Here is a 24,312-nt window from a genome sequence, read left to right as displayed (position 1 = left end):
TCGAACGGGTCTATAAAAGCGGGATCGGCGAGGAGAGGGTCGTCGTCGACTCGAACGAGCAGTGTACAGACAGCGTCGTGCTGTCAGATTGGATCTCGTTGCCGACGTCACCGGCGATCCGCCACTCGACGACGACCGTGACTGATTCGTCCGGATCGAGATCCAACGACTTCGAGGACTCGGCCGCGTCGGCGAGCGGGACGTACCCGTTGCCGCCGATGACGTTTCCGTCGCCGCCGACGACGTTTCGCTGCCGCCCGTCTTCGGTTTCGACCCAGATCTTCACGTCGAGGTACTCGGAGAGTTCGCCGACCTCAGGCGTCTCGTCAACCTCGGATTCGGGCTCTGTCAGCCCGTTCTCCTCGTCAATCGGCGCGCCGACCGCGACGGTCGCCGTCACCGCTTCGTCCGCGGGGTTCGAGACGGTCACGGTGTCTTCTCCCGTGCTCCCGGGAAGCGCGTTGTCGGTCCCGAACAGCAGCGTCCGACGGTCCGCTTCGTCCTCGCTGCTGTCGTCTCCGGCGTCGTCGTCTCTAACGGAATCACCGGCGTCGCCGACGTCGGGTGATTCGTCTCCGTCTCCGCCGTCGCCACTGTCTCCACTGCCGCCGACGGTACCGTCTGATTTCGCTGGCCCGTCACCCGCAGACCGCACGTCCGTCTCCGACGTCGACGACTGCGAACTCCGGGATTCGTCGCCCTCGTCCTCCGATCCGGACGACTCCCTTTCGTCGGCCGTCGTATCGGTCGTCGTCGCCGCGGGGCGGTCGACAAAGAAACCGTACTCGTCCGTGTCGGTCACGGATTCGATTTCCTCGCCGTCGACGAACAGCCGAGCGGTGACGGAGATCGCCCCGGTTCGCCGCACGCTCGAACCGGGCGTGTCGACGTCGAAGCCGTTCGATTGGTCTCCGTCGAGGTAGGTGAATCGCGGACCGAGCGCCTCGTCGAGTGCGATTTCCCGTGCGTCGACAGGTTCGATCGAGGTCCGGTGCTGGACTGTCCAGCTACCGTTCGGAAGCCGGCTCCGGACCACGAGATCGACGCGATCGGCCGGTTGGTCGAGCATCAACGAACCGCCGACCGTTCCGGCAACGACGCCGGCTGTCCCCTCGTCGTTTCTGACGTTCGGCGGGTCGGCTGTGGTCACACCGATCTCGGCGGTCGGCCCGCGCGAGTCGCTCACACCGGGCGGTGCAAGTTGGTCTGGCCCGCCCGATAGCGCATCGGAGATGAGCCCCGGCCCCGCGCCGACGACCGCCAGCGCTGCGACGGCGACGACGAGCATTTGCGTCCCCGTAATCGAGACCGGGAGGTCGGCGGCGCTCATCGGCTCATCACCACGCGTGAGAGCGACGCCGATTCGTCGGTCGGCGTCGACTCGTTCTCCGTCGATTCGTCCTCCGTGGGCGTGCGTTCCGTTGATTCGCTCTCCGCTTCGGTCGGTTGGGCGGTCGTTGGCGTTTCACTGTCCGTTTCTGACTCCGATGACGAGTTCTCCGCGTCGTCGCCATCGTCAGTCGGTTTCGATTCCGATTCACCGTCGGGGGTACTGGTGGTTGTCGACTCGTTTTCGCCATCGGTTGCATCGGGTGTCTGGTCGGTCGCCTCGTCGTTCGTCGCGCTGCCGTTGGGGCTCGCTCCCCCCTCGGTGGTCGATTCGTCATCGCTCGTCGATGACTGGCTGGTGTTAGCCGGTGACGACGTATTGTCTCCTGTCTTCCAAGCGGAGCCGTTCTGTGTACCATTCGCAGTATCCGGCGGGCTTTCGGTGCCGTTCTGCGCCGTGGCGTTGTTTTCTGTCGACTCGTTCGCCGTCGCCGTTCCGTTTCCGTCCGTACTCTCGTTGAGGCCGCCGTCGGTGACTGCGGATTCGTTGGTCGCATCGGTTCCGTTGAACTCGGACTCGTTGGTCGCATCGGACTCGTTGATCACGGCCGATCCGGCTTCGGTCCCCGCGACCGACTCGTTGGCGACGAACAGGCCGAACGGGCTGAACCCGTCGGTCGTCGCTCGGAGTTTGTACCAGCCGTCTCGCTCGGCGGCGACCGTCGTCTCGAAGAACGTCCACCCCGATCCGCCGTCGTGGCCGATCACGACGTTGTCGACGTCGCCGGCGGACTGTTCGACCCACGATTGCGAGACCCAGATCGAGATGTTCGCGCAGCCGTCGCCCTCGACTTCGAACTGCTCTATCAGTTGTGGATCGACCCCGTTCTCCGCAGTCGTGGGCTCACATACACGGATCGGCTCGACGTGGAACGACGAGACCGGCGACCGCTCGACCGCCAACTCGACGCTCACGTCCTCTCGGTCGGACAACAGCGCGGTGGTCGCCGCTCCGGAGGCGGACGCGACGAGCGCGAGTGCCAGCACCGCTGCGATCGCCTGCGAGCGGTCGATCGGAAGCCAGCGAGGTCGTGTCATCGGCTCACCTCCGGCTCACCGGACGGTTCGTGATCCAACCCGCTGAGGCTGTTCTGCCCGGGCGGATCGTCCTCGCCTTGGCCCGGCGGACCATCGTCGCTTTGCCCGGGCGGACCGTCGCTCTGCCCCGGGTCACCCGTTTCGATCCCTCCATCGGCCTCGGATTTGAGCCAGTACTTTCCGGGACACGGGTCGCTGTTGCGTCGCGGCGGGTCGCCGCTTTCGGGGTATTCGTTGCCCTGTTGTTCGTACGTGGCGACGAACGAGAGATCGTCGCTGTGTCCGCCGGTGGTGACGCTGAACAGCGTCGGCTCACCGTCGTACTCGAAGACGTCCAGATTCGTCGCGTACTTCAGGAGCACCTCGTCGACGTGGTCGGGGATGTCGGTGACTTCGAGCGTCGCCGTTCGGCCGGTGTCGCCGCACTCCTTCCTCGAGAAGGCGACATCGGCCTCGTCGATCTCTTGATCGCTGCAAAACGCCACGAAGCTGATGTCTTTGCCGCACTCGACCGGCGGGTCGTCTGGGCAGTCCTCGCAGGCCGGCCGGTCGAAATCGTACTCCTGCGGCGTTTCGAGGTGTCGCGCCTGCACCGCTCGGAAGCTGAAATCGAACTCGACGTCGTCGTCGACGGGAGCGAACAACGTCCACGAAAGCGAGAGCGTCCACGTCTCGTCGGTTGCGAGCGCGTCCGTCGAGAGCAACTCGCCGCCGCTGAAGTTCTCGCGGAACGCCCTGAGCGTCCCGTCGAAGAGCGTGAACGGCTCCCGCCCGGACCGAGTCAGTTCCAAGCGCACGTCGAGGCGCTGTTCGACGGGCTCGCACGTTGGACACGGACTGAGCAGCCAGACGAACGCGGGATTAGAATCGATCGACAGCTCGAACTCCGCGTGTTTCGTCTCGTGGACGCCGATCGAGCCGCTGTACGTTCCGTCGCGCCACGATTTCGGCTGTTGCACCTCCACGTCGAGATCCAACGTCCCGGCGGTGAACGTCGCGCCGGCGCGCTCCTCGTCGGTGAGAAACGCAGCGACGCCGCTTCCGGAGGTCGCCGCCGCACCGGCGGCCGCGACGCCGTACAGGACCCCCCGTCGGGAGAGCTCGAGCCGATTCGAGCGTTCGGGTCCTGAGTCAGCCATCGTCGATCCCTCCCGAACCCGGTCTCCCGGCGTCCTCGACGGCGGAGGCTTCGGGAGCGCTGGTTCCGCGCGCTGAGTCGCCGTCGGAGTCGCCGCGACCGTCCGTGTGAGACACGCGCTCGCCGCCGTCGGGTTCGACGCTGCGTTTCGGAGACACCGACGAGTCGGTTCCGGACCCGCCGTCGGCGAGTCCATCGTACGAACCATCCCCTGCCGCTTGTTCATCGCTCGTCGCCGGTTGCTCATCGCTCGTCGACGCTTGTCCGCCGCTTCCCGCGTACAGACCACCGACGAACAGCAGTGCGATGCCGGTCGCGACCGCAACCGTGATCGACCACGCCGCTCTCGTCGTGTACGCGACGTAGGCGCTGTAGGGGAGATACAGCGCGAAGACGAGTCCGAGCAACTGGAGACTCGATCTCGTCAGCGTGATCGACCCGCCGCTTTCGGGTTCGTCCTCAGCCACTGGTTTCTCCGAGTCGGGGGTCTCAGGTGTTGGCGCGTCGCGCTGGCCGCCGTCCGCCGCTGCTTCGTTCGGGTTGGTCTCGTCGTCGACCGAGCGCAGGAGCGCTCTGAGTTCCGAGAGCGTGAACAACAGCAGCGGGAGGACGACGAGGGCGGCGAACCCGACGGTTGTGTTGACGAACTGGACGACGTATCCCAAGAGCGGGATGACGAACAGCACCTCGCCGATCACCTGCTCGTGCGCGATCGATCCGGGATCTGCGTCCTCGTTCGCGTCACCCTTTGTCGCGTACGCGACGCTCCCGTCCTGCTCGACCACGTCGACCACGCGGTGCGTCGTCGGCGTGTCGCTGTCGGTCCGGTAGGTGATGATGTCTCGTTCTTCGATCTCCTCGGGGGACGCCTCGCGGACGATGATCGCGTCGCCGGGCGACATCGCCGGTTCCATACTGCCGGAGAGAACGACGAAGCCGTGGTCGGCTCCGACGACCTGCGGGGCCCCGTAGACGACGAAGGGGACCACCGCGGCGATCAAGAGCAGGAGCCCGACGACGTTGGCCGCCCTTCGAACGTCCTCGCGATCACGCAGGCTCATTGGTCTCCACCCCGCCGGCGTTCGGATGCCTCCTCCCGACCGGCGTTCGCATTCACAGCGCTCGGAGCGTCCGCTCGACTTGCGATCGACTTCGGCCCGCCGACGTCCCAGTATTCCCCGTTCACACGAGTCCGAACCGCGGTATCGGGCTTAGCTATCCACCGATTAGCCCGCGATCGTCCCGCGATAAACGGGTGTTTACCGGACGAAACGCGCCGTGGCTCCACTGCACGTTTTTTATGACGACGGGGTAACGACGCGTTAAGCTCTCTGCGTGGAACGAACTTCCGCCCCGATCTCCGCAAGGTGGCGCTGTCACTTGCGACGGGGTGTGTCACAGGCTGCCCCCGTCGTCTTCTCCATGAGCCGCGCGGCTCGGCAGTCCGAGCTTCGGCCGTCCGACCGCTGCCGCGTCGTTGACGTCGGTGAACCATTCTCCTCCTCCTTTGTGATCGCATCTCGTCTCTCCGAATCGCGTCTCACACGGGCACTGACGGTTCGTTGTGGCGGCACTGCTCGGCGTGGAACCCGAGATCGAACGCCACGCTGTCGCTTTGGACCTCGTTGCCGACGTCCGTCGGGAGCCACCACGCGAGGCCGATGTAGTGGTCGGTTGAGGCCTCGAAGCAGCAGTTCTCCGGCATCGGTTCGCCGTCCCCGTTCCCGCCGTCGGTCGACACCGCGAGACAGAAGTCGACGTGGCTGATCTCTTGACCGGTCGGCGTCTGAAGCGCGGTGTCTTCGTCGCTCATCGCGCCGACGGCCTCGTCGTCGGTGAAATCGTCGTCGCCGTCCTCGTTGTCGTAGCTGTAGACGTTCGCACCCTCGTTACCGCCCTTCACGATGACCTTCGCCACGCAGTAGTCGTCGCTGTCGATCGACCACTCGGTCACGGTCTCGACGCCCTCTTCTCCGTTGTCGAGGAGATCCGTCGTGACAGTGATGTCGCCGTAGGGGGTGCTGTAGGTCTTCTCCCCGGTCTCTTCGAGCGGTCCCTCCGGTGCTTCGTCGGTCTTGAGCCCCTGCACGAGTCCGAAATCCGCACACCGAGGGTTGAATCCGATCGTGTGTTCGACCGGTCCGTCGGTCTGCGGGGTTTCGACCGTGACTTCCTCTCCGGTCTGGTGCAGGCTGTCGTAGTCCTTCTCCTCCGGACAGTCGCCGGCCGGTGGTTCGACGACCGCTCCGTTTCCGCCACCGGGACAGAGCTGGACGCCCTCTCCGCTTTCGAGGAACAAGAGCAGTTCGGCCAGTGAGAGCTCCGGGGTCAGATAGCCGGCGTCGTCCGGCTGCTCGCCGTCGACTTCGACGACGTTGTCGCCGTCGTCGTACCAGAGCCGAGTGCGGATGGCGTCGAGGAGTTCACCGTCGGTCCCGGGTTCGTCGACGGTGCCGTCTTCCTCGTCGGACGTGTCTTCGACCTCGGAGACGCCGTTCTCGTCGTTCGAGACGAGCGAACCGCTGAGCCACACGTAGCCGGGATTGTCACATAGATGATAACTCAGCGTCAGCTCGCCGAAGTCTCCCGGCTTGACGTCGTCGAGGCTGATGAGCGGTTTTGCTTCCCCGTTCTCCTCGTCGTACGTGTCGTCGTTATTCGTCCGAAGTGCTCCGTCAACGGTGGGATCCATATCCTCACTCGTGTCCGCGCCGTCGACGCAGACGTAGCCGACTCCGTCCTCAGTCGTCGCTTCGGGCTCGGCGGCGAAGGCGTCTTGCACGCCGTCGTCGTCGACGTCGGGATACGCCTCGATCGACGTCCGTTCCAGATACGCGTCGAGGTCACCCTCCGCGACCCAGACGACCGGGTTCTCGGGATCCGGGAGTCCGACGTACCCCGCCGTATCCGACGGTTCCGTGCGCGTCACGTCGAGCCCGTCAGTCGGATCGTCGAAGCCGTATACCTGTGGATACGAGTAATGCTCCTCCCAGTCGACTTTGAGATCGAGCGTTCCCGCCGTGATCGTGTTGTTCTCGAAGCTCTCGGTGTCGCTAAAGAAGGCGCTCGTGCCGAGGCCAGCGCCCGCTGAGGCGACGCCGATGCCACCGATGCCTGCCAATACGTTCCGTCGGGTCAGTTCGAATTCGTCTGTGGACATAGCTGTCTGATTGATCGACCGTCGAGCGATCGATCCCCAATCTTGGGGAAACCCACCGGCGGAATCGAACCGCCGCGTCCCCCGGTGTCGGGTCCCGGAAGGGCCGCGAAGCCGGCGACGAGTGCCACTGTGGGGTTGATCGCTCCGCTACGCACCGCTGGTGAACGGGTTGTCGTTGTGTCTCGCCTGCTCGGCGTCGAACCGGAGCGTGAACGTCACCGAATCGCCTTGGACGTCGTTGCCGACGTCGATCGGAAGTTCGAACAGCTGGTAGAACGTCGCTGAGTCGCCGTCGTAGCCGACGACGAGCGGATCGCCCGTCGTGGGGTCGCGCACCGTGACGCCCGTCTTGTAGACCTCGTGGGCTTCGTTCAGCGTCGTGTAATGCGCACCGCTCGTCGTGACGCCGTCGACGTCCGGAGTCTCGTAGCTCGACAGTCCGCTGTCGTTGTTGTCGGTTGTCGGATCGAGGTTGTGGAGCCCCGGGCGGTTATCGCCGATCCCGCCGCTGGGGGTGAAATCTCCCCAGACGGTAGTCAGCAGGTGATCACCGAGGTCCCCCGGCGCATCCGTGTCTGTCTCGGATTCCGGATTGTCGCCTTCGGAATTCTGGTAGTCCTCGTCGACGGAGGTAACCTGCACGTGGCCGGAGTTGAAGTACACCTCCGGGTCCCACTCGAGGAGGAACCAATCGCCCGGTTTGAGGTCCGAAACAGTGATGCTCACGACGTTTCCGTCTGCGGTGTCGTCCGGCCCCAACTGGGATTCGATCGCCGGGTCGGGCAGCTCGACGCTTTTGTTACGGATGTCGACGGAAACAGCCATATTCAGCTGGCCCGCCGTGAAGCTGTTGTCGTCGAACGATTCCGTGTCGCTGAACAGCGCGCTGGTGCCGAGCCCCGCGCCCGCCGATGCGAGGCCGACGCTCCCGACGCCCGCGAGCAGCTTTCGTCTGGTCAGTTCGAATCTATCACCTGTCATTTTGATCACTCCCCACCTCCGGGGAAAACTCACGGGCGGAGTCGAACCGCCCGGCGCAAACTGCGCCGCGCCCGCGTGAGTGAAGGTAAGACCTCCGCGCGGAGTCGTCTCAGGTGGAATTCTCCACTTCCGGCCCGGAGCCGTCGTTGTTGCGGCACTGTTGCGTGTAGAATCCGAGATCGAAACTCACCGAGTCGCCTTGGACCTCGTTACCGACATCGATCGGGAGCCACCACGCGAATCCGACGAAGTGGTTGACGCTCGGGGGGAAGCACTCGCGGTCCTCGCTATCCGCGTCGTCTTCGAGCTCGTCGAATGGACTGGCTCGGTTGCCGTCGAGCGGGATGCCGTTTCCGGAGTCGAGCACTTCGAGGTCCTCCTTGAGCGTACCCCGGCGGAACACCTCCCCGCAGAACGCTCCGGAGGTCATATCGCCGAAGTCGTAGTCGTACGACTCGCTGTCGAGCGTCATCTCGTAGGTGTCGGTGATACTGCCGTCCGTTCGGTCGATGACGACAATCTCGTCGTTATCGCGGTCGGATCCGACGAGGTTGCCGGTGCCGGCGTCGAGCACCGCGAGACCGGTGATCCGCTCGTCTTTCTCGCCGATGTTGTTCGAATCGACCGGCTCTGCGGTCGGATCGGTGCTCGGATCGTCGACCTTGTAGAGACCGTCCGCGTCCGTGTTCGCCGTCCAGATGTACATCGTGCCGTCGGAGGAGAACACGAGATCGGCTCCCGAGAGATCGATCCCGGTGTCGCCTTGGGAGGTGGCCGAGGGTCCAGACGGATCGACGGTGTAGAGCTCGTCGGTGTCCTGACTCGCCGCCCAGAGCGTTCCGGAGGGCGAGTAACCGGCGAGGACGATGCCGCCGGGGTCGCCCGAAATCGGTCCTTGGTCGGTGAACGTGTCGCCATCGATGTCGTACGTTCCGAGGTTCCCGGACTCCTTGTCGTAGAACAGGATCTCGTCGCCGTTGGGCGTCGCCGCGATCGCGTCCGTCTGATCGAAGTCGCCGTCGCCGCCGTAGTCGCCGGGGCCCAAGAGTTCAGTCAGCTCGGCCTCGCCGCTCCCGTCGTCGAGCGTGACCTCGAACAGCGTCGTCGGGTCGGTCCCGCTGTCGACGAGGTACAGCCGCTCCTCACAGTCCGTCTGGAGCACGTTGTCGCCGCGGGAGTCGTACCACCAGACGGTCTCGATTTTCTCGGCGAGGTCGGCCGTGTTATCTCCTTCGGGCTCGGGGTTCTCACCGCCGAGGTGTTCGACGCCCGCCGCCTGCAACCACACGTAGCCGGGGTTGTCGCAGAGGTGGAAGCTCAGCGTGAGCTCGCCGAAGTCACCGGGCTTGACGTCGTCGAGACTGATGAGAGGTTTGACCCCATTCTCTTCGTCGTACGTGTCGTCGTTGTGTGTCCGAAGCGCCCCCTCGGATTTGGGATCCAGATGCTTCGGAAGATCTGCGCCGTCTTGACACGCATCGTACACGAAATCCCTGTGCTGCATCTCTTGAATGCCGTCGCCGTTCGGATCCGGGAACGCCTCGATGGATGTCGCATCCATAAAGTCCGGAATGTCCTCCTCGTTGATCCAGATCTGGGGATCGTCCGGGTCGGGGAAGCCGACGGAGCTGTTGCCGGGGTCGCTGTAGCTGACGTACTCGCCGCCGCTGGAGCCGTCGTAGTAGTGCTCCTCCCAGTCGACTTTCAGATCCAGTGTTCCCGCCGTAATCGTGTTTTCCTCGAACGTTTCCGTGTCGCTGAACAGCGCGCTCGTGCCCAGTCCGGCACCGGCGGAAGCCGCGCCGATGACGCCGATGGAGCCGAGCACTTTGCGCCGCGTCAGATCGAATTCGTGTTCTGTCATCGTGGTGTCCTCGTGTTCGTGACCGTCTGGGCCGCGGTCGCTGCCCCCCACTCGGGGGAAAACCCACCGGCGGAGTCGAACCGCCGCCGCATCGCGTGATGCGGATCCGAGGTGGATGAGAGCGGTACGAGCCGCTCGTCGAGTCTTTAGCTCGGGAGGTCGTCCCAGTCGGAATGATCGTCCCACGGTCGCGTGGCGAGATCAGAGCTGAATGGGTGGTCGTTGTGCCGCGCCTGCTCGCCGCGGAACTGGAGGTCGAAGGAAGCCGACGCACCTTGGAGTTCGTTGCCCGCGTCTTTGGAGACCTTGATCTCCATACAGTAGGCGACCGCCTCGAAGTGCGTCGATTCGTAGTCGCTCGGGCCGATGACGATGTAGTCGGAATCGCCCTCGTCGAGATCTCCATCGACCTTCGAACCGACGCCGTCGTGGCCGCCGATCGGGACGCCGTCTTGGCTCGTGAACTCGTTGTCAGAGAGGCTGGTGACCCAGTTGCCGAGCCCGCCGTCGTGGGCGTAGGTGTCGGAGTCGTCCGGGTCGTAGGTGATGTCGTTCTCGAGAATCTGAGCTCCCTTGACGGGATCTCCGTTTTCCTCCTCACAGACGAATAGGTTCTTTTTGACCGTGATGTCCTCCGAGCCAAGCAGCGTCTCGAAGTCGCTGTTGGTATCGACGCCCGGGAGATCGCTGGCCTCGAGCCCGAGGTTATCGTGACCGGTGGCGTGAGAGACTGAGTTCCACGGGATGTACGCCCGCACGACGCCGGGGTTGTCGTGGATGCGGATGCACCAGCAGAACTTGTAGGTGTCTCCGGGCTTGAGGTCGGAGATATTGAGGCTCGCGCCCACCATTCCGCCATTGTCGGTACCCTCCGAATACCAGTCATCCTCGTCGGGCCCCATTCCGTCCTGATCGACCGCATCCGGGAGGTCCAGCAACTCGACCGTCATCGAGAAGGATCCCGCTTGGATGGTGTTGTCCTCGAACGATTCCGTGTCACTGAACAGCGCGCTCGTGCCGAGTCCAGCGCCCGCCGACGCGACGCCGATGGTTCCGAGTCCGGTCAGTGCTTTCCGCCGCGATATCTCGAACTTCTCTGTCATGGTTTGCTCTCCCCCCATCTGGGGGAAACCCACTGGCGGAGTCGAACCGCCGCCGCGTCGGCCTCGATGGTGGAGCAGACACGGATCCGGTGTGGGTCGTCCACACCCAACACCACCGTAGAGACTCCCATAGCTAATTGCGAGTTTGCTGATCTAATGATGATCTCATACGGCTAATGACCCGTTTTATCGCCGTAGATAGCTCAAAAAGGCTACTTACTACGTATTAGATGGTAGATAGGTGTGCGTAGAAGTACGCGAACAGTACCGGGTACGCGTCGATAGAAGTCACCCTATACCACGAGACGACCGCTCGGTAACCAATCTCCTACCGCGATTAACGTGGGGTTCAATCGAACGGCCGAAAATTAGTCTAACTCATTACTATATTGTCATCTCGTTAGCGAGAGTATGGGAGCCATATATGAGTTATCCAGCGATACAGGGCGGGCAGAGCCTTTCGGAGACGGATATTCACGATCTCCTCAGAAACGACCGACGTCGACAAACGATCAAGTGTCTGCAGTCGCAGGGGCGAGAAGTGATGCTGCGCGACCTCGCCGAAGAGATCGCAGAGCGGGAAACGGGGGAGTCACCGGCTCCGCGGAACATCCGCGACAGCGTGTACATCTCGCTGCATCAGAGTCACCTCCCTAAACTCGACGACGCCCGCGTCGTCGACTACGACCGCGACCGAAAGACGATCGCACTCCGTGAGCACGCGCGCACGGTCGACGTCTATATGGAAGTCGTCACGAAGTACGGGATGACGTGGGCGTCGCTTTACCGGACGCTCGGCGTGTCCTCGCTGTTTCTGGTCGTCCTCGCACTCGTGGAGGCACCGATCGTTTCCGCGGTCGGTCCGCTGGTCATTGCGACGGTCGCGCTCGCCGCGTTGGCCGGCTCGACGTTGTATCAACTCTGGTCGCGTCGGTGGGTCTACCTAAACCGGCTTTCGTAAGTCGAACCGACCCGTTTTCGCCGCCGCCGGGCGTCACTCGTCCGCGTTCTCGGGGATCTCCTGCGGCGGTCGATCGTCGCTTGCGACGCCGAAATACCCGGGCTCGTCGCCGACGGGGTCGTTGATCACCAACTCCTCGGCGTGGGCCATCAGCCACGGGATCGTCCACACGACCACTCGGTCTTCGGTGTCCGCGTCCAACTGCGCGTCGGGATCGAGGCCCTGCAGCAGTCTGGCGATCTCCGGCACGGTGTACATCTTCTCGGGATCGAGTACGTCTTCGGGTTCGTACAGTCGGTAGGGATAGAGCGTCTCGAAGGCGGACTTCGGTTTCGGCATAGAAGTACGTTGTCCGCGGACGTGAAAAGTTCCGTCGAGTCTCTGCGACGACCGCAACGAAACCACGCTGCCAGTCAGTATATGTGTCCGCCGTCCCAGGGCCGAGTATGCGAACTGTGGACGCCGCCGGACTGGAGATCGGCGACGAACATCCGCCGCGAATTATGGGCGTGCTGAACGTCTCGAAAGAGTCCCCCTACGACCCGAGCGTTTTCGACGACCCCGGAGACGCCGCCGAATACGTCGACCGCGAACTCATCGACGAGGGTGCCGACATCGTCGACATCGGGCTGGAATCCGCGAACAAGCGCTTCGAGGTACTCTCGGCCGAACAGGAACTCGACCGTCTCGACACGGCGATCGAAACGATCGAGAGCGTCTCCGGCGACGCCGTCTTCTCGATCGAAACGCGGTATCACGAGGTGGCGGACGCGGCGCTCTCCCGCGGTTTCGAGATGGTCAACGACATCTGCGGCTTCGCGGACCCCGAGATGCCGCGCGTCTGCGAGGACCACGACGTCGCGGTCGCGAAGATGGCTTCCCCGCCGGATCTCTCCCGGCCGGGCGCGGTCGAGTCCGTCGACTGGGCGGCGAGTAACGCCGACGGCTGGGCGGCACGTAACGGCACCGAACGGGAACGTAGCCGTAGCTACGCGGACGACGTCTACGATGCCCTCTCACTGAACGGGTTCACCGACAAGACGATCGTCGATCCCGCCTTCGGGGGGTGGTCCGAGGAGAAGACGCTCGACGACGACCGAGAGACGTTCCGCCGACTCCGGGAGTTCCGCGGACTCGGATATCCGATCCTCGTCTCGATCAATCGGAAGAACTTCCTCCGTGAAATCGCCGGGCGCTCGACGGAGGACGCGCTCTCGGTTTCGCTCGCCGCGACGTCGATGGCGGTCGAACGCGGCGCGCGCGTGATCCGGACCCACGACGTCACGGAGACGCGCGACGCCGCGCTCATCGGCTACGAGTTCGCCCGCCCGCGGGTTCGGAAGTCATCCGAACGTGACGACGCCCACATCGCCGTCGAGGAACTCGACGTGACGACGACGCGAGAGGCCGAACGACACCTCGAACGTATCGGTGTCGAGTCGACGTCGGCGTCGAACGAAGCGGTCGTGCGCGCGTTCGAGCTGTCTGGACTGTCGGATGCGGCTGTCGGTCGGCTCTCGACGGCCGCCGCCGACGCCGGCGTGACGGTCGTATCGACCCCGACGGCGGTGGCAGGGGCGAAGACCGACGGTGGCGGCCGTGACCGGGCAAACGCCGCCTCGGGTCGGGTCGCTCTCCTCTTCGGCACGCCGCGCGCGTTCGACGACCTCGAAGCGCTCGTTCGCGAATTCGAGCACGACGACGGCCTCCGCGCGTCGCTCGAAACGATCGCGACCGGTGTCTGAAATCCGTGATAAACCCGTCTTCGCGCGGTCGGGAGAACCGACGATTGTCCCGATATCGAGCGTCAGACACCTCCTATTACCCTGTCAGACGCGAGTGAACACGGGAAAGCTTATGACGGATCGATTTAAACCGGACAGGTGGAAGCCGGAAGGGCACGCGGGTAGGGGTACTTGGTGCCATTCCGGCTCGTACCGTAACGCCCGGGAGCGACAGCTATGAACTTCGAGATATGGGAACCGATCTACGAGTCGATCCTCGCCGACTTCGGCTACCCCCGAGACGGCGACGAGCGCGCTCGCGACGCTATCGCCGCCTACGCGAGACCGTTCGACTTCGACCGGCTCGACTGTTCGGGCCGGAGCGTCGCGGTCGTCGGCGCTGCGCCGTCGCTCCCGTCCGAGGTCGACCGCGTCGCCGACGCCGACCGGGTCTTCGCGGCCTCGACGGCGGCAGACGTCGTCAGCGACGCGGGATTCGACGTCGATCTGATGGTCACCGATCTGGACAAGAACCCCGAGACCGCTCGGTCGTTGACGCGCGACGGGACGCCCGTTGCCGCGCACGCACACGGAGATAACATCCCGCTGATCGAAGAGTGGGTCCCCCGGTTCGAATCCTCGCAGGTCATCGCGACGACGCAGGCGGAACCGGTCGCCGCCGTCTACAACTTCGGCGGGTTCACCGACGGCGATCGGGCCGCTTTCCTCGCTGATATCCTCGGCGCGTCGGAGCTCCGGTTCGTCGGCTGGGACTTCGACGATCCGGACGTCTCGCCGGCGAAAGCGAGGAAACTTCGCTGGGCCGAGCGCCTACTCCACCTCCTCGAACGCCTCCGCGAGGAACGGTTTTCGATTCTCGACGGTCGCCGCGACGCGATCGAACCGATTCCCATCGAGTGATAGGTGGGGACGCGGACCGAGACTGCCGTTACGTTGAGAAGGCGTGCGCCCGACCGACTCGTATGCAGATCCACTGGCACCGCAGGGACCTCCGGGCGTCTGACAACCGTGCGCTCGCGGCGGCGGCCAAGGCAGTCAACCCCGAAGACCCCGTTGACGCCCCCGGCGGCCCGGTTCTCCCGGTCTTCGTCTTCGACGACGACGTGCTCGAACACGCCGCCCCGGCCCGCGTCCGGTACCTGCTCGATTCGCTCGCAAAACTGCGCGAGTGGTACCGCGATCGCGGATCGGATCTCGTCGTCGCACACGGGGACCCGCGGGACGTCATCCCCGACCTCGCCGTCGAGTGCGACGCCGACCGCGTGATCTGGAACGCCGACTACTCCGGGCTCGCCACCGAGCGCGACGCCGACGTCCGGCGGGCGCTCGACGAGGTCGACGTCGCCCGGAAATCGTTTCACGACGCGATCTTCCACGAACCGGGATCGATCACGACGAACGAGGGCGAGTACTACTCCGTGTTCACGTACTTCTGGAAGAAGTGGCGCGATCGCGAGAAGCCGGATCCGCTTCCCGCGCCCGACGCCGACGCGCTTGCGCCAGCCCCGGATAAATCGAGTATTGACGCCGTCAGCGAGTCGCTCCCGACCATCGGGGATCTCGGATTCGAAGACCCCGACGCCGACGTCCAAGCGGCGGGGACCGAGGCCGCGCGGGAGCGACTCGCCGACTTCTGTGCGGACGGCATCTTCCGATACGAGGAGGACCGCGACTACCCGACTCGGGGGGCGGTGTCGCACCTATCTCCGGATCTGAAGTTCGGCACCATCGGGATCCGAGAGGTGTACGCGGCGACCGAAGACGCGGCCGCGGCGGCCGATGACGACGCCGAGTCAGCGTCGGTCGAGGAGTTCCAATCGCAACTCGCGTGGCGGGAGTTCTATGCACACGTGCTCTTTTACAACCCGGAAGTTGTCACGGAGAACTTCCGAGAGTACGAACACGACATCGAGTGGTGGAACGATCCCGAGGAGTTGCGCGCGTGGAAAGCGGGCGAGACCGGCTATCCGATCGTCGACGCCGGGATGCGACAGCTGAAGGCCGAGGCGTACATACACAACCGCGTCCGGATGATCGTCGCGTCCTTTCTCACGAAGGACCTCCTCGTCGACTGGCGCGAGGGGTACGACCACTTTCGATCCCACCTCGCCGATCACGACACCGCCAACGACAACGGCGGCTGGCAGTGGGCCGCCTCCACGGGGACGGACGCGCAGCCGTACTTCCGCATCTTCAATCCGATGACGCAGGGCGAGCGATACGATCCCGACGCGGAGTACATCAAAACGTACGTGCCCGAACTGCGCGACGTCGACGCCGGGCTGATCCACGAGTGGCACGAGCTGTCGCCGACGCAGCGCGCCCGAACCGCCGAGTCGTATCCTGCCCCGATCGTCGACCACGGCGAGCGCCGGGAGGCCGCGTTGGAGATGTTCGAGGCGGCCCGCGGCGGAGACTGACCGAACCCGTGGTGAGGACTGACCGAATTTGCTATCCGGCAAAGACCGAGTGAGACCGCCGTCGGTCGACGATCGACTTTTGCCGTCAGTACGCGTCTGTGGCCTATGGAAATCGGGATCGTGCTGTACGATGGGTTCGACGAACTCGACGCGATCGGGCCGTACGAGGTGTTCGAGTACGCCCTCTCGAACGGCGCAGACGCCACGGTGACGCTGTACGCGCTCGACGAACGGGAGTGGGTGACCGCGAGCCACGGACTTCGCGTCGGCGTCGACGGGGTGCTACCTCCCGCAGACGCGGATGACCGCCCCGAGCTACTCGTCGTTCCGGGCGGCGGCTGGGTCGCCAAGCCGCCGGAGGCGAGCGCGTGGGCGGAGGCGCAGAAGGGTGCTCTCCCGGACGCGATCGCTTCGTATCACGAGTCGGGCGCGACGCTCGCCGCCGTCTGCACCGGCGGAATGCTGCTCGCGGCCGCCGGCGTGATCGACGGACAGCGCGCGATAACGCACGGCGGCGCGATCGGCGAACTCGCGGAATCCGGTGCCGAAATCGTCCGTCGGCGGGTCGTCGACGACGGCGATATCGTCACCGCCGGCGGAGTCACCTCGGGCATCGATCTCGCGCTGCACATCGTCGAACGCGAGTTCGGCGCGGCGATCGCCGAGGCAACCGCGACGGTGATGGAGTACGATCGCCGAACCGATCCGTACGCTAGAAAGTAACGTTTCCTGATAGGTGACTTCGAAAGCGGTTACGTGGCGGCCGTATGATCTCTATGCGATGGCTTTCGTATTCGCAAGATAGCGCAGGTATCGGCAAGAAATTCGCCACAATTTGTGGTGATTGCTACCATATGGCTCCTCAACCTTTAACAAGTTCCTAACCATATAACAGAGCGGAGGAATTACATATGAGCTACGAACTCGATCCCCTTCCGTACGACTACGACGCGCTGGAACCGCACATCTCCGAGCAGGTCCTCACGTGGCACCACGACACCCACCATCAGGGCTACGTGAACGGCTGGAATTCGGCCGAGGAGACGCTCGAAGCGAACCGCGAGGCGGGCGACTTCTCCTCGTCGGCCGGCGCGATCCGGAACGTGACCCACAACGGCAGCGGTCACGTCCTCCACGACCTCTTCTGGAATTCGATGTCGCCGGAGGGCGGCGATGCGCCGACCGGCGCGCTCGCCGACCGCATCGAGGAGGACTTCGGCTCCTACGAGGCTTGGAAGGGCGAGTTCGAGGCCGCGGCGTCCGCCGCCGGCGGCTGGGCGCTTCTCGTCTACGACTCGTTCTCGAACCAGCTGCGCAACGTGGTCGTCGACAAGCACGACCAGGGCGCGCTCTGGGGCAGCCATCCGGTCCTCGCGCTGGACGTCTGGGAGCACTCGTACTACCACGACTACGGCCCGGCCCGCGGCGACTTCGTCGAGAACTTCTTCGAGGTCGTCGACTGGGAGGAACCCAGCGCCCGCTACGAGCAGGCTGTCGAACTCTTCGAGTAAGCGACGACGCGCACACCCCGATATTTTTCGACGAGCCGTGAACCCGCAGCCGTGAGTGAAATCCCGGTGTGAGTCTCCCGTAGCCTTATTCTTCGGATCGCCCGTAATCCACTATGGCGTTTCACCTCACGCGAGCTGTCGGCGACGGTATCAGGCGGATACTCACTCGCACCGGAGCAGTCCTATTCGTCGGGTTACTTCTCCTCCAGTTTCTCGTCCAAATCTCGCTCAACACCGCTGTCGTCGGATTGATCCCACCCGAAGCCGCGGATCAGGTCGGAAGTCTCGGCCTCACGCTGCCCGTTTCGGGGACGGTGGGTGCGGTCCTCTTTCTCGTCGCGACCCTGCTCAGCCTGCCCTACTTCGTGGGTCTCTCTCGGGCGCTCACTCGCCCGAAAAACGAGCTATCGACGGTCCCGGCGGAACTCTGGAGGCGTCGACTCGGCCGCGCGTCGCTCTCGATGCTTCTCGGCGGATTCGTCGTCGGCATCTCGGTTTGGATCGGCCTGTTGTTGTTCTTACTCCCCGGTATCTTCCTCGGCGCGTGTTTTCTGTGTTTCATCTTCGCCGTCGGCGTCGAGGATCGCGGCACCGTCGGCGCGCTCAGGCGGAGTTGGGGCCTCTCTCGCGGTAATCGGCTGAAGCTTTCCGTGATCGTGATTTTCAGCGGTGTGATCGGCGGGATCATCGGGATCCTCGGAACCGTCCTCGACCTCGCGGCGGTTCCGGTCCTCGCCGAACTCGTCACCAATACGTTCGGCACCGTCCTCTTCGTCTTCCTGTACGGAATGATGGCGGCGTCGTATCTACAGCTTCGCGACGACACCGATGACTCGGAACCTGAGACCGCAGCCTCCGCTGATCACGGCGAAGAATCCCTCTAACGCCTGCACACGAATCCTCCCGACAACGATCTCGCCGACAACGCGGGATCGGGAACCTCGCGTCGTCGGTCCCGATGGTCGTGGTACCGCGACCCTCACAAGTCTTATCCGTAACGGGGATGTACGTTTGTTTGCAATGGCAAACGGTAAGGTTGATTTCTTCAACGACACTGGCGGTTACGGTTTCATTTCGACGGACGACGCTGACGACGACGTTTTCTTCCACATGGAGGATGTCGGTGGCCCGGACCTCGAAGAGGGACAGGACGTCGACTTCGAGATCGAATCCTCGCCCAAGGGACCGCGCGCGACGAACCTCGTTCGTAACTAATACCGACTTCAGTCGCCCTCTGCGGCGACAGTAGACGGCTTTTCATTCTGCCCGAGTTCGCTCGGGCGAAATGCAACGTGACGCAGCGACGCGTCAATTCTCGCAGGTCACGGCTTCTTTCTTCCAGTGACGACTAGCGGTTTCACTACGGTCGATGGTCTGTACAATTCGAAATACTCACTCTCTCGGCTCGCGTTGCATCGCGCGTGAACTCCGAGCGCAACCCGGACACGACGCACACGGACCCCGAGCAATCCAGCCGCGCGGGTCGAACCGGCGTATTCGTCGTCGCTTCCGACACCGAACGCCGCGACGCGTTCGCCGTCCGGCGCGCGGTTTTCGTCGACGAACAGGGGGTCGACGAGGAAATCGAGTGGGACGAACACGACGAACCGGACGCCGACGCGACGCACTTCGTCGCCTACGACGACGGCGACGTCGTCGGCGCGGCGCGCTTCAGAGTCGTCGACGGCGACGAACCAGCTCGCGCGGACGCTGCCGAGGGGACGACGGGAAAGGTCGAGCGCGTCGCCGTCGCAGCCGACAGACGCGGCGAAGACTGGGGTCGGGAACTGATGGACGCTCTCGAGTCGTACGCGCGCGAGCAATCCGTCGAACGCCTCGCGCTACACGCGCAGACACACGTTCGAGAATTCTACGAGCGACTCGGCTACGACGCCTTCGGCGAGGAGTTCGAGGAGGCCGGAATTCCGCATATCGAGATGGAGAAGGACCTGCCGTAGCGCTTCCACCTGTCCCGCGAACGGTTTTATACGATGACGAGGCCAGCAACCCCGTGATCTGAGAACGACCCCGCGTCGGGTCGCGGTCTCACCGCGTTTGCAACTGTTGTTGCATCCGATCGCACGTCATCGTGCGATCGATGGCTACAGCCTTGCAAACTCGGTGAGGCTCGGCACGTCGACGTGGGGAGCGACGGCGACGACGCTGGTGGGGACGTCGTCGCGAGTCGCAAGCGGGTGCCGACTGTTCGCCATCTCGACACTCAGAGATCCATCTGAAAGCGGTCAGAACGTATCAACTCAGGACAGTCGCTTCGAGACGTAGGGACCGTCCTGATGGTAGCCCAGCTTCTCGCGGTAGTACTCTCGCGCACCGATGCCGGAGATGATCGCGAGGTCACGGTAGCCCGCGTCGGCGGCGAGCTCCTCCGCGCGACGGATCAGGCGGCGTCCGTAGCCCTTGTGCTGCCACTCGCCCTCGCCGCTACCGATTCCGGCCTCGCTACCGTAGACGTGGAGTTCTCGGACGATCGCGGCGTCTTCGAGTTCGCGGCGAACGGGATCGTTCGGGAAGCGGAGCCGACAGAAGCCGACGAGCAGGTCCTCGACTGAGTCCTCGAACGCGAGGAAGTGCTCGGTACCGCCGGCGACGTCGTACGTCTTGACGTTCAACTCGACCCGCTCGGGGTCGGGGTCTGCGTCGTTCATCCCGGCCTCGCGGGCGCGGATGTCCCGCACTTCGATCCCTTGTTCGTCGGCGCGCTGCTGGGCGAGCTGTCGGAGATTCGATTTCCAAACTCCCGCGTCGATGAAATCGGCGGGGATATCGCGCTGGACCCGCTGCAGGCGCGTGTACTCGGGGATCATCCCCATAACCTCGGCAACGATCTCGGCGGCCTCCTCGTTGCCGAGGGGGTCGAACTCGTTGCGCCGCCACTGGTCGTACACGCGCGTCCCGCGGACGACGAGCGTCGGGTAAATCTTGAGGTAGTCCGGGCGGTACTCCTCCCGCTCGAAGAGCTGCCGGAAGTCCTCCAGAATCATCTCCTTGGTCATCCCCGGCTGTCCCGGCATCATATGGAAGCCGACCTTGAACCCGGAGTCTCGGAGCCGACGGTTCGCGTCGATCGACGCCTGCACGCCGTGGCCGCGGTGCATCTCTCTGTTGATCCGCTCGTAGGTCGTCTGCACGCCGACTTCGACCTTCGTCGCTCCGAGACCGAGCATTCGGTCGATCTGCTCGGGGTCGCACCAGTCGGGCTTCGTCTCGAAGGTCGTGCCGATGTTGCGGATGTCGGCCGTCTCGTTCTCGGCGATGACATCCTCGACGTAGCGGAAGTCGACGTCCGCGGGATCGGGCTTGAACGACTGATCCTCCGCGGGCCGCGGCTCCGAACCGAGGTCGTAGTCGTTCAGCGCCTCCAGCGCGCGCTTGACGAACCACTCTTGGTAGTCGTGACTCCGCGCGGTCATCGTTCCGCCCATCAGGATGAGTTCGACCTTGTCGACGGGGTGGCCGATGTGTCTGAGTTGTTCGAGTCGGAGCGTCACCTGCCCGTACGGATCGTACTCGTTCTGCTCGCCGCGGGCGGCGGCGGGCTCGTGGCCGGTGTAGGACTGCGAGGAGTCGAACTCCGAGGCCGGGCCGCCGGGACAGTACAGGCACTTCCCGTGCGGGCACATATGCGGAGAGGTCATTATCGCGACCGGCGAGACGCCCGAGGCGGTCCGGACGGGTTTGCGTCGGACGACTTCCTTGACCTCCTCGCGTCGGCCCTTCGGCGCGTGTTGGAGTATCTCGACGTTCTTCGGGACCTTCGGCGAGGAATGCGTCGAGCAGGCGTCGAGCTTCGCCGATTCGAGGTCGTCGCGGCCGACGTCCCCGTCGAGGATCCGCTCGACGAGGTCTTCGCAGGTGCGCCGGAACGCCTCCGTTTCGGTGGGCTCCGCTTCGGCGTCCCCGCCTTCTGCGTCGGCGTCGGTGCTCACGGAGGGCTCACCTCCGGCGGTTGCGACGAGCGAGTCATTACCGCCTGTTCGTCGCGTTTCGCGGTTAAGCGTGTCGCTCCGGAGCCTGTGAGTCGAAACGTGTGTCGAGAGAGAAGTGTCGAAAACGACCCGAACGGCGTTTCAGAGCTGGTCGATGCTCGTTCTCGGCGCTGGTCGACGATCGTTTCAGAGCTGGTCGACGACCGCCTCGGTGACGGCGTCGACGACGTCCTCGCGCGCACCAGAGAGGAACTCGACGCGGTTCTGTCGGATCCCGACCGCCGTGATTCCGCCCTCCGGAACCGCTTCCCGGGCGTCAGCGGCCGCGGCGCGGACGTCGACGTCGGCGTCCGAGCGGACGAACAGTTCGTCCGTCGAGTAGACGACCGTCACCGACCGTTCGTCCTCGGCCTGCCGGTGCAGCGCGTCGGCGAGCAGCGACGTCGGCGGGAAGTCGAACTGGTGGCTGTAGGAGTCGGCGTCGAGGACGGCGACGTCGACACCATCGATTTCGCGGGATTCGAGATTCGCCTCGGCTGTTTCGACCTCGTCGTCGAGTTTGATCCGGTACTGCTCGGAGACGTGTCCGGCGAGGCCGCCGTCGTCCTCGAACAGGAGGTCGGTGATGAGCTCTCGCTTGTCCTGGTAGGACTGGTAGTACGCTTCGAGCGCGACGGCCTCGCGGAGTTCGCGGGTCCGGTCGGCGTCGTATCCCGCGCCGTCCGCGAGATCGAGGTAGGCCTGCGGTGCGCCCTCCCAGTAGCTCACGGCGGGGAGGTGTGCGAGGTCGTCTGTCACGTCGGCGTTGACGGCCCCGGCGACGTTCGCGCCGAGCGCGCCCGTCGAGAGGTCGGCCGCGTCGACCTCGGCGAGACTCGGCGAGACGAGCACGCTCGCCTCGTCTTCGATCTCCGCGTCGACCGCCTCGGCGTCGATGACGACCTTGGACGCGCCGTAGACGCCGAGCAGTCCGAGGCCGTCGAGGGAGTCGGTCGTGCCGCCGACGCCGACGAGGACGACGAGCGGGAGCTTCTCGTCGTGTCTCTCGTTGTCCTGTAGCATCCGCGTCACGTCGTTCGTCGCCGCGTCCATCCCGTAGACGGGGTCGTCGAGCGGCCGGCGCGTGAAGAAGTGATACTCCGCGTCCGCGCGGGCGTGCTCCTCGCGGATGAGCGGGAGCACTGCCCGCTCGATGGCCGCGCCGGCGACGTAGCCGTCGGCGGTGGCGGCGTGGCGGACGACGATCGGTCGCGACTCCAACACGGCCGCGCGGATCGCCTCGGCGGCGTCGGCGAGCTGCTCGGTGATGGCGTCGACGGCGTCGTCCTCGGCGAGCGGTTCGACCGACTCGGGACGCGCCTTTTCGGAGAGGGCGTCCTCGAGCCGCTGGGCGACCGCGTCGGCCTCGTCGTCGGTGAGTTCGGTCAGGTCCTCGGTCTCGACTTGCAGTTCGCCCCGTCGGAGTTCGACCTCGCCGTCGAGCCGGACGACGTCGCCCTCGTCGATCTCGGGGTAGGCGCGGACGCCCGCCTCAACGAACGCCGCGCAGTCGACGACGCCGGTCTCGTCTCGGATCTCGAAGATCGTCGGGCCGCCGGTCTGGCGCGCGCCCACGATTTCGCCCTCGATGCGGACGAGGTCGCCGACGCGGTCGCCCAGCGAATCGACGGAGACGCGTTCGGGCTCCTCGTCGTCCTCGCTCGGGACCTCGTCCTCAACGTCGTCCGAGCCCGCCGCGTCGCGCTCTTCGCCTGCGGCCTCGTCCTCGTCTGCGGTCTCGTCGTCTGCGGTCTCGCTGTCGAACTCGAACGCGCCCTCTGTGGCGTCTCCCGAGCTCCCTTCTGACTCGTCATTTCCGGTCTCGTTCTCAGCGGTCGACGGCCCCCCTTTCGCCGCCGCCTCAGTCCCGTTTCCCGTTCGGGACTTCGTCGAGGCTCCCTTCGGTTTCTTTTTCACCGGGTCCGGCCCGTCGTTCTCGTCTGTTTCGATTGCGTCGCCGTCGGCGTCGCCCTCGGGGTCGTGGACGCGAGCGCCGCGGAACTCCGATTCGGACTGCCGGATCGACCAGCCGAGGTCGATGTTCCCGTTGCTTCGGACGTTCTTCACTTGGACGAAGACGGTGTCGCCCGAGTCCCAATCGAGGCTTTCGAGGCGACGGTCGAGTTCGCTGCGGTGTAGGAGCCCGGTGACCCCGGGCGCGAGATCGACGAAAACGCCGAAATCCGCGAATCCATCGACGGTACCCTTATAAAACCGCCCCGGCGTGAGTTGTTTTGGGGAATTTCCCCTGAAATCGAACCAGACATCTTCGTCGTGCGTAATCCAATCCATTGCGAGAGTAAAATGGGTCGCGCCTAAAACGACTGTCGAATTCCTGCTGGTCGAGCGAACAGTTGTCACCGACCCGCGCACCGCCCGATCATCGCCGAACGGGCGTCGCTCAGATCAGCCCCAGCGCACGGAGTACGGCCCTGCCGGCGTCGATGCCGCCGAACGCGGTGCCGAACAGTAGCGCCGCCGGGACCGCGGCCGCAACGACCGCACGGGTCGTCGTCGTCCCGTGAACCGCTCGAAGCCCGACGACGAGCAGCGCGGTCCCGTACAGCGCACAGGCGAATCGGAGCCACGGCGACGGGATCCCGGCGACGGCGCAGGGGGCCGTCGCGTACGCGATCACCTGCACGGTCTCGCTAATCCCCGCGCGGTCGCGGACCGCGAGGATCAGGATCACCGTCTGGAGCGCGGCGGTCAGGTGCAGCACCGCCGGCGCGATGACCAGCGCCACGACCGCGAGAGCGACGACGGCCGACACCACCCGTCCGCCCGCGAGAGAGGGGATCCGCCCGGGTACGAACGCGAAAAGACCGATCGCGTACGCGACGGCGACGGCGACAGCGAAGACCAAGCCGGGTGCCTGATCGCCGGGAGCGACGCCGTTTCGGAAGAACTGTTCCGGTCGGAGGAGGACTTCGACCCACGCCCGCGCGAGTCCCCGCGGTCCGCGCTCGCGTCCGCCGCTCGGATTCTCGACCCACGTCGTCACGTTCGATTCGAA

General features: G+C 64.8%; 21 protein-coding genes. 9 read left to right on the top strand and 12 right to left on the bottom strand.

Translation table 11 applies throughout. The features are described from left to right. Positions 1-10: 10 nt before the first annotated feature. The 8 genes from U5919_RS07235 to U5919_RS07200 form a co-directional block, all read right to left on the bottom strand. Positions 11-1,330: a hypothetical protein gene (locus U5919_RS07235; RefSeq protein ID WP_336023159.1), complete on the bottom strand. Its 1,320-nt coding sequence runs from the start codon at positions 1,328-1,330 to the stop codon at positions 11-13. Beyond that, positions 1,327-2,427 carry a hypothetical protein gene (locus U5919_RS07230; protein ID WP_336023158.1) on the bottom strand — a complete coding sequence of 367 codons (1,101 nt, stop codon included), beginning with the start codon at positions 2,425-2,427 and terminating at the stop codon, positions 1,327-1,329. Before U5919_RS07230 ends, U5919_RS07235 begins: the two co-directional genes overlap by 4 nt. Further along, positions 2,424-3,566, bottom strand: a complete 1,143-nt coding sequence (locus tag U5919_RS07225) for a hypothetical protein (RefSeq protein WP_336023157.1) — start codon at positions 3,564-3,566, stop codon at positions 2,424-2,426. Before U5919_RS07225 ends, U5919_RS07230 begins: the two co-directional genes overlap by 4 nt. Continuing rightward, on the bottom strand, positions 3,559-4,626 hold the full coding sequence (locus U5919_RS07220) for a signal peptidase I (RefSeq protein WP_336023156.1): 1,068 nt from the start codon (positions 4,624-4,626) through the stop codon (positions 3,559-3,561). The genes U5919_RS07225 and U5919_RS07220 overlap by 8 nt, the downstream gene beginning before the upstream one ends. A gap of 479 nt (positions 4,627-5,105) precedes the next feature. Then, entirely contained in the window at positions 5,106-6,725 is a 1,620-nt protein-coding gene (locus tag U5919_RS07215; RefSeq protein ID WP_336023155.1) for a SipW-dependent-type signal peptide-containing protein, read from the bottom strand. 147 nt (positions 6,726-6,872) lie between these two features. Next, positions 6,873-7,706 (bottom strand): SipW-dependent-type signal peptide-containing protein, encoded by an 834-nt coding sequence (locus U5919_RS07210; protein WP_336023154.1) that lies wholly within the window; start codon positions 7,704-7,706, stop codon positions 6,873-6,875. 109 nt (positions 7,707-7,815) lie between these two features. Further along, positions 7,816-9,570 carry a YncE family protein gene (locus U5919_RS07205; RefSeq protein ID WP_336023153.1) on the bottom strand — a complete coding sequence of 585 codons (1,755 nt, stop codon included), beginning with the start codon at positions 9,568-9,570 and terminating at the stop codon, positions 7,816-7,818. A 146-nt stretch (positions 9,571-9,716) separates the two neighbouring features. After that, the gene (locus U5919_RS07200; protein ID WP_336023152.1) at positions 9,717-10,673 is read right to left on the bottom strand and encodes a SipW-dependent-type signal peptide-containing protein; all 957 of its coding nucleotides are present in this window, start codon (positions 10,671-10,673) and stop codon (positions 9,717-9,719) included. Positions 10,674-11,097: 424 nt separating this feature from the next. Between U5919_RS07200 and U5919_RS07195 the strand changes: the two genes are divergently transcribed. Beyond that, complete coding sequence (locus U5919_RS07195; RefSeq protein ID WP_336023150.1) at positions 11,098-11,634, top strand: DUF7344 domain-containing protein; 537 nt, start codon at positions 11,098-11,100, stop codon at positions 11,632-11,634. A gap of 33 nt (positions 11,635-11,667) precedes the next feature. Here U5919_RS07195 and U5919_RS07190 read toward each other — a convergent pair whose 3' ends face one another. Then, complete coding sequence (locus U5919_RS07190; RefSeq protein ID WP_336023148.1) at positions 11,668-11,973, bottom strand: DUF5827 family protein; 306 nt, start codon at positions 11,971-11,973, stop codon at positions 11,668-11,670. 107 nt (positions 11,974-12,080) lie between these two features. Between U5919_RS07190 and U5919_RS07185 the strand changes: the two genes are divergently transcribed. The 8 genes from U5919_RS07185 (at position 12,081) to U5919_RS07150 (ending at position 19,268) form a co-directional block, all read left to right on the top strand. Further along, positions 12,081-13,379: a dihydropteroate synthase gene (locus U5919_RS07185; protein WP_336023147.1), complete on the top strand. Its 1,299-nt coding sequence runs from the start codon at positions 12,081-12,083 to the stop codon at positions 13,377-13,379. Between the two features lie 216 nt (positions 13,380-13,595). Then, entirely contained in the window at positions 13,596-14,279 is a 684-nt protein-coding gene (locus tag U5919_RS07180; RefSeq protein ID WP_336023145.1) for a 6-hydroxymethylpterin diphosphokinase MptE-like protein, read from the top strand. A 62-nt stretch (positions 14,280-14,341) separates the two neighbouring features. Then, complete coding sequence (locus tag U5919_RS07175; RefSeq protein WP_336023144.1) at positions 14,342-15,799, top strand: cryptochrome/photolyase family protein; 1,458 nt, start codon at positions 14,342-14,344, stop codon at positions 15,797-15,799. 105 nt (positions 15,800-15,904) lie between these two features. After that, the gene (locus U5919_RS07170) at positions 15,905-16,522 is read left to right on the top strand and encodes a DJ-1/PfpI family protein (RefSeq protein ID WP_336023142.1); all 618 of its coding nucleotides are present in this window, start codon (positions 15,905-15,907) and stop codon (positions 16,520-16,522) included. A 188-nt stretch (positions 16,523-16,710) separates the two neighbouring features. Next, the gene (sod, locus tag U5919_RS07165) at positions 16,711-17,310 is read left to right on the top strand and encodes a superoxide dismutase (protein WP_336023140.1); all 600 of its coding nucleotides are present in this window, start codon (positions 16,711-16,713) and stop codon (positions 17,308-17,310) included. Between the two features lie 113 nt (positions 17,311-17,423). After that, positions 17,424-18,194 (top strand): DUF7847 domain-containing protein, encoded by a 771-nt coding sequence (locus U5919_RS07160; protein WP_336023138.1) that lies wholly within the window; start codon positions 17,424-17,426, stop codon positions 18,192-18,194. 136 nt (positions 18,195-18,330) lie between these two features. Continuing rightward, the gene (locus U5919_RS07155) at positions 18,331-18,525 is read left to right on the top strand and encodes a cold-shock protein (protein WP_144900861.1); all 195 of its coding nucleotides are present in this window, start codon (positions 18,331-18,333) and stop codon (positions 18,523-18,525) included. 206 nt (positions 18,526-18,731) lie between these two features. Beyond that, positions 18,732-19,268 carry a GNAT family N-acetyltransferase gene (locus U5919_RS07150; RefSeq protein ID WP_336023133.1) on the top strand — a complete coding sequence of 179 codons (537 nt, stop codon included), beginning with the start codon at positions 18,732-18,734 and terminating at the stop codon, positions 19,266-19,268. A gap of 300 nt (positions 19,269-19,568) precedes the next feature. Here U5919_RS07150 and U5919_RS07145 read toward each other — a convergent pair whose 3' ends face one another. From U5919_RS07145 to U5919_RS07135, 3 genes are all read right to left on the bottom strand, one after another. Continuing rightward, positions 19,569-21,257, bottom strand: a complete 1,689-nt coding sequence (locus U5919_RS07145) for a tRNA uridine(34) 5-carboxymethylaminomethyl modification radical SAM/GNAT enzyme Elp3 (RefSeq protein ID WP_336023131.1) — start codon at positions 21,255-21,257, stop codon at positions 19,569-19,571. Positions 21,258-21,443: 186 nt separating this feature from the next. After that, positions 21,444-23,588: an OB-fold nucleic acid binding domain-containing protein gene (locus U5919_RS07140; RefSeq protein ID WP_336023129.1), complete on the bottom strand. Its 2,145-nt coding sequence runs from the start codon at positions 23,586-23,588 to the stop codon at positions 21,444-21,446. Between the two features lie 109 nt (positions 23,589-23,697). Next, entirely contained in the window at positions 23,698-24,300 is a 603-nt protein-coding gene (locus U5919_RS07135; RefSeq protein ID WP_336023127.1) for a YIP1 family protein, read from the bottom strand. Between the last annotated feature and the right edge of the window lie 12 nt (positions 24,301-24,312).

Source organism: Halobellus sp. LT62, assembly GCF_037031285.1.
In the GTDB taxonomy this organism is placed as follows: domain Archaea; phylum Halobacteriota; class Halobacteria; order Halobacteriales; family Haloferacaceae; genus Haloquadratum; species Haloquadratum salinisoli.
The sequence above is the reverse complement of the archived record's forward strand: the minus strand, read 5'-3'. Positions and strand labels throughout refer to the sequence as shown.

Coding starts and splice junctions, on each gene's coding strand:
- U5919_RS07235 (WP_336023159.1), bottom strand. CDS start 1,330: ATGAGCGCCGCCGACCTCCCGGTCTCGATTACGGGGACGCAAATGCTC.
- U5919_RS07230 (WP_336023158.1), bottom strand. CDS start 2,427: ATGACACGACCTCGCTGGCTTCCGATCGACCGCTCGCAGGCGATCGCA.
- U5919_RS07225 (WP_336023157.1), bottom strand. CDS start 3,566: ATGGCTGACTCAGGACCCGAACGCTCGAATCGGCTCGAGCTCTCCCGA.
- U5919_RS07220 (WP_336023156.1), bottom strand. CDS start 4,626: ATGAGCCTGCGTGATCGCGAGGACGTTCGAAGGGCGGCCAACGTCGTC.
- U5919_RS07215 (WP_336023155.1), bottom strand. CDS start 6,725: ATGTCCACAGACGAATTCGAACTGACCCGACGGAACGTATTGGCAGGC.
- U5919_RS07210 (WP_336023154.1), bottom strand. CDS start 7,706: ATGACAGGTGATAGATTCGAACTGACCAGACGAAAGCTGCTCGCGGGC.
- U5919_RS07205 (WP_336023153.1), bottom strand. CDS start 9,570: ATGACAGAACACGAATTCGATCTGACGCGGCGCAAAGTGCTCGGCTCC.
- U5919_RS07200 (WP_336023152.1), bottom strand. CDS start 10,673: ATGACAGAGAAGTTCGAGATATCGCGGCGGAAAGCACTGACCGGACTC.
- U5919_RS07195 (WP_336023150.1), top strand. CDS start 11,098: ATGAGTTATCCAGCGATACAGGGCGGGCAGAGCCTTTCGGAGACGGAT.
- U5919_RS07190 (WP_336023148.1), bottom strand. CDS start 11,973: ATGCCGAAACCGAAGTCCGCCTTCGAGACGCTCTATCCCTACCGACTG.
- U5919_RS07185 (WP_336023147.1), top strand. CDS start 12,081: ATGCGAACTGTGGACGCCGCCGGACTGGAGATCGGCGACGAACATCCG.
- U5919_RS07180 (WP_336023145.1), top strand. CDS start 13,596: ATGAACTTCGAGATATGGGAACCGATCTACGAGTCGATCCTCGCCGAC.
- U5919_RS07175 (WP_336023144.1), top strand. CDS start 14,342: ATGCAGATCCACTGGCACCGCAGGGACCTCCGGGCGTCTGACAACCGT.
- U5919_RS07170 (WP_336023142.1), top strand. CDS start 15,905: ATGGAAATCGGGATCGTGCTGTACGATGGGTTCGACGAACTCGACGCG.
- sod (WP_336023140.1), top strand. CDS start 16,711: ATGAGCTACGAACTCGATCCCCTTCCGTACGACTACGACGCGCTGGAA.
- U5919_RS07160 (WP_336023138.1), top strand. CDS start 17,424: ATGGCGTTTCACCTCACGCGAGCTGTCGGCGACGGTATCAGGCGGATA.
- U5919_RS07155 (WP_144900861.1), top strand. CDS start 18,331: ATGGCAAACGGTAAGGTTGATTTCTTCAACGACACTGGCGGTTACGGT.
- U5919_RS07140 (WP_336023129.1), bottom strand. CDS start 23,588: ATGGATTGGATTACGCACGACGAAGATGTCTGGTTCGATTTCAGGGGA.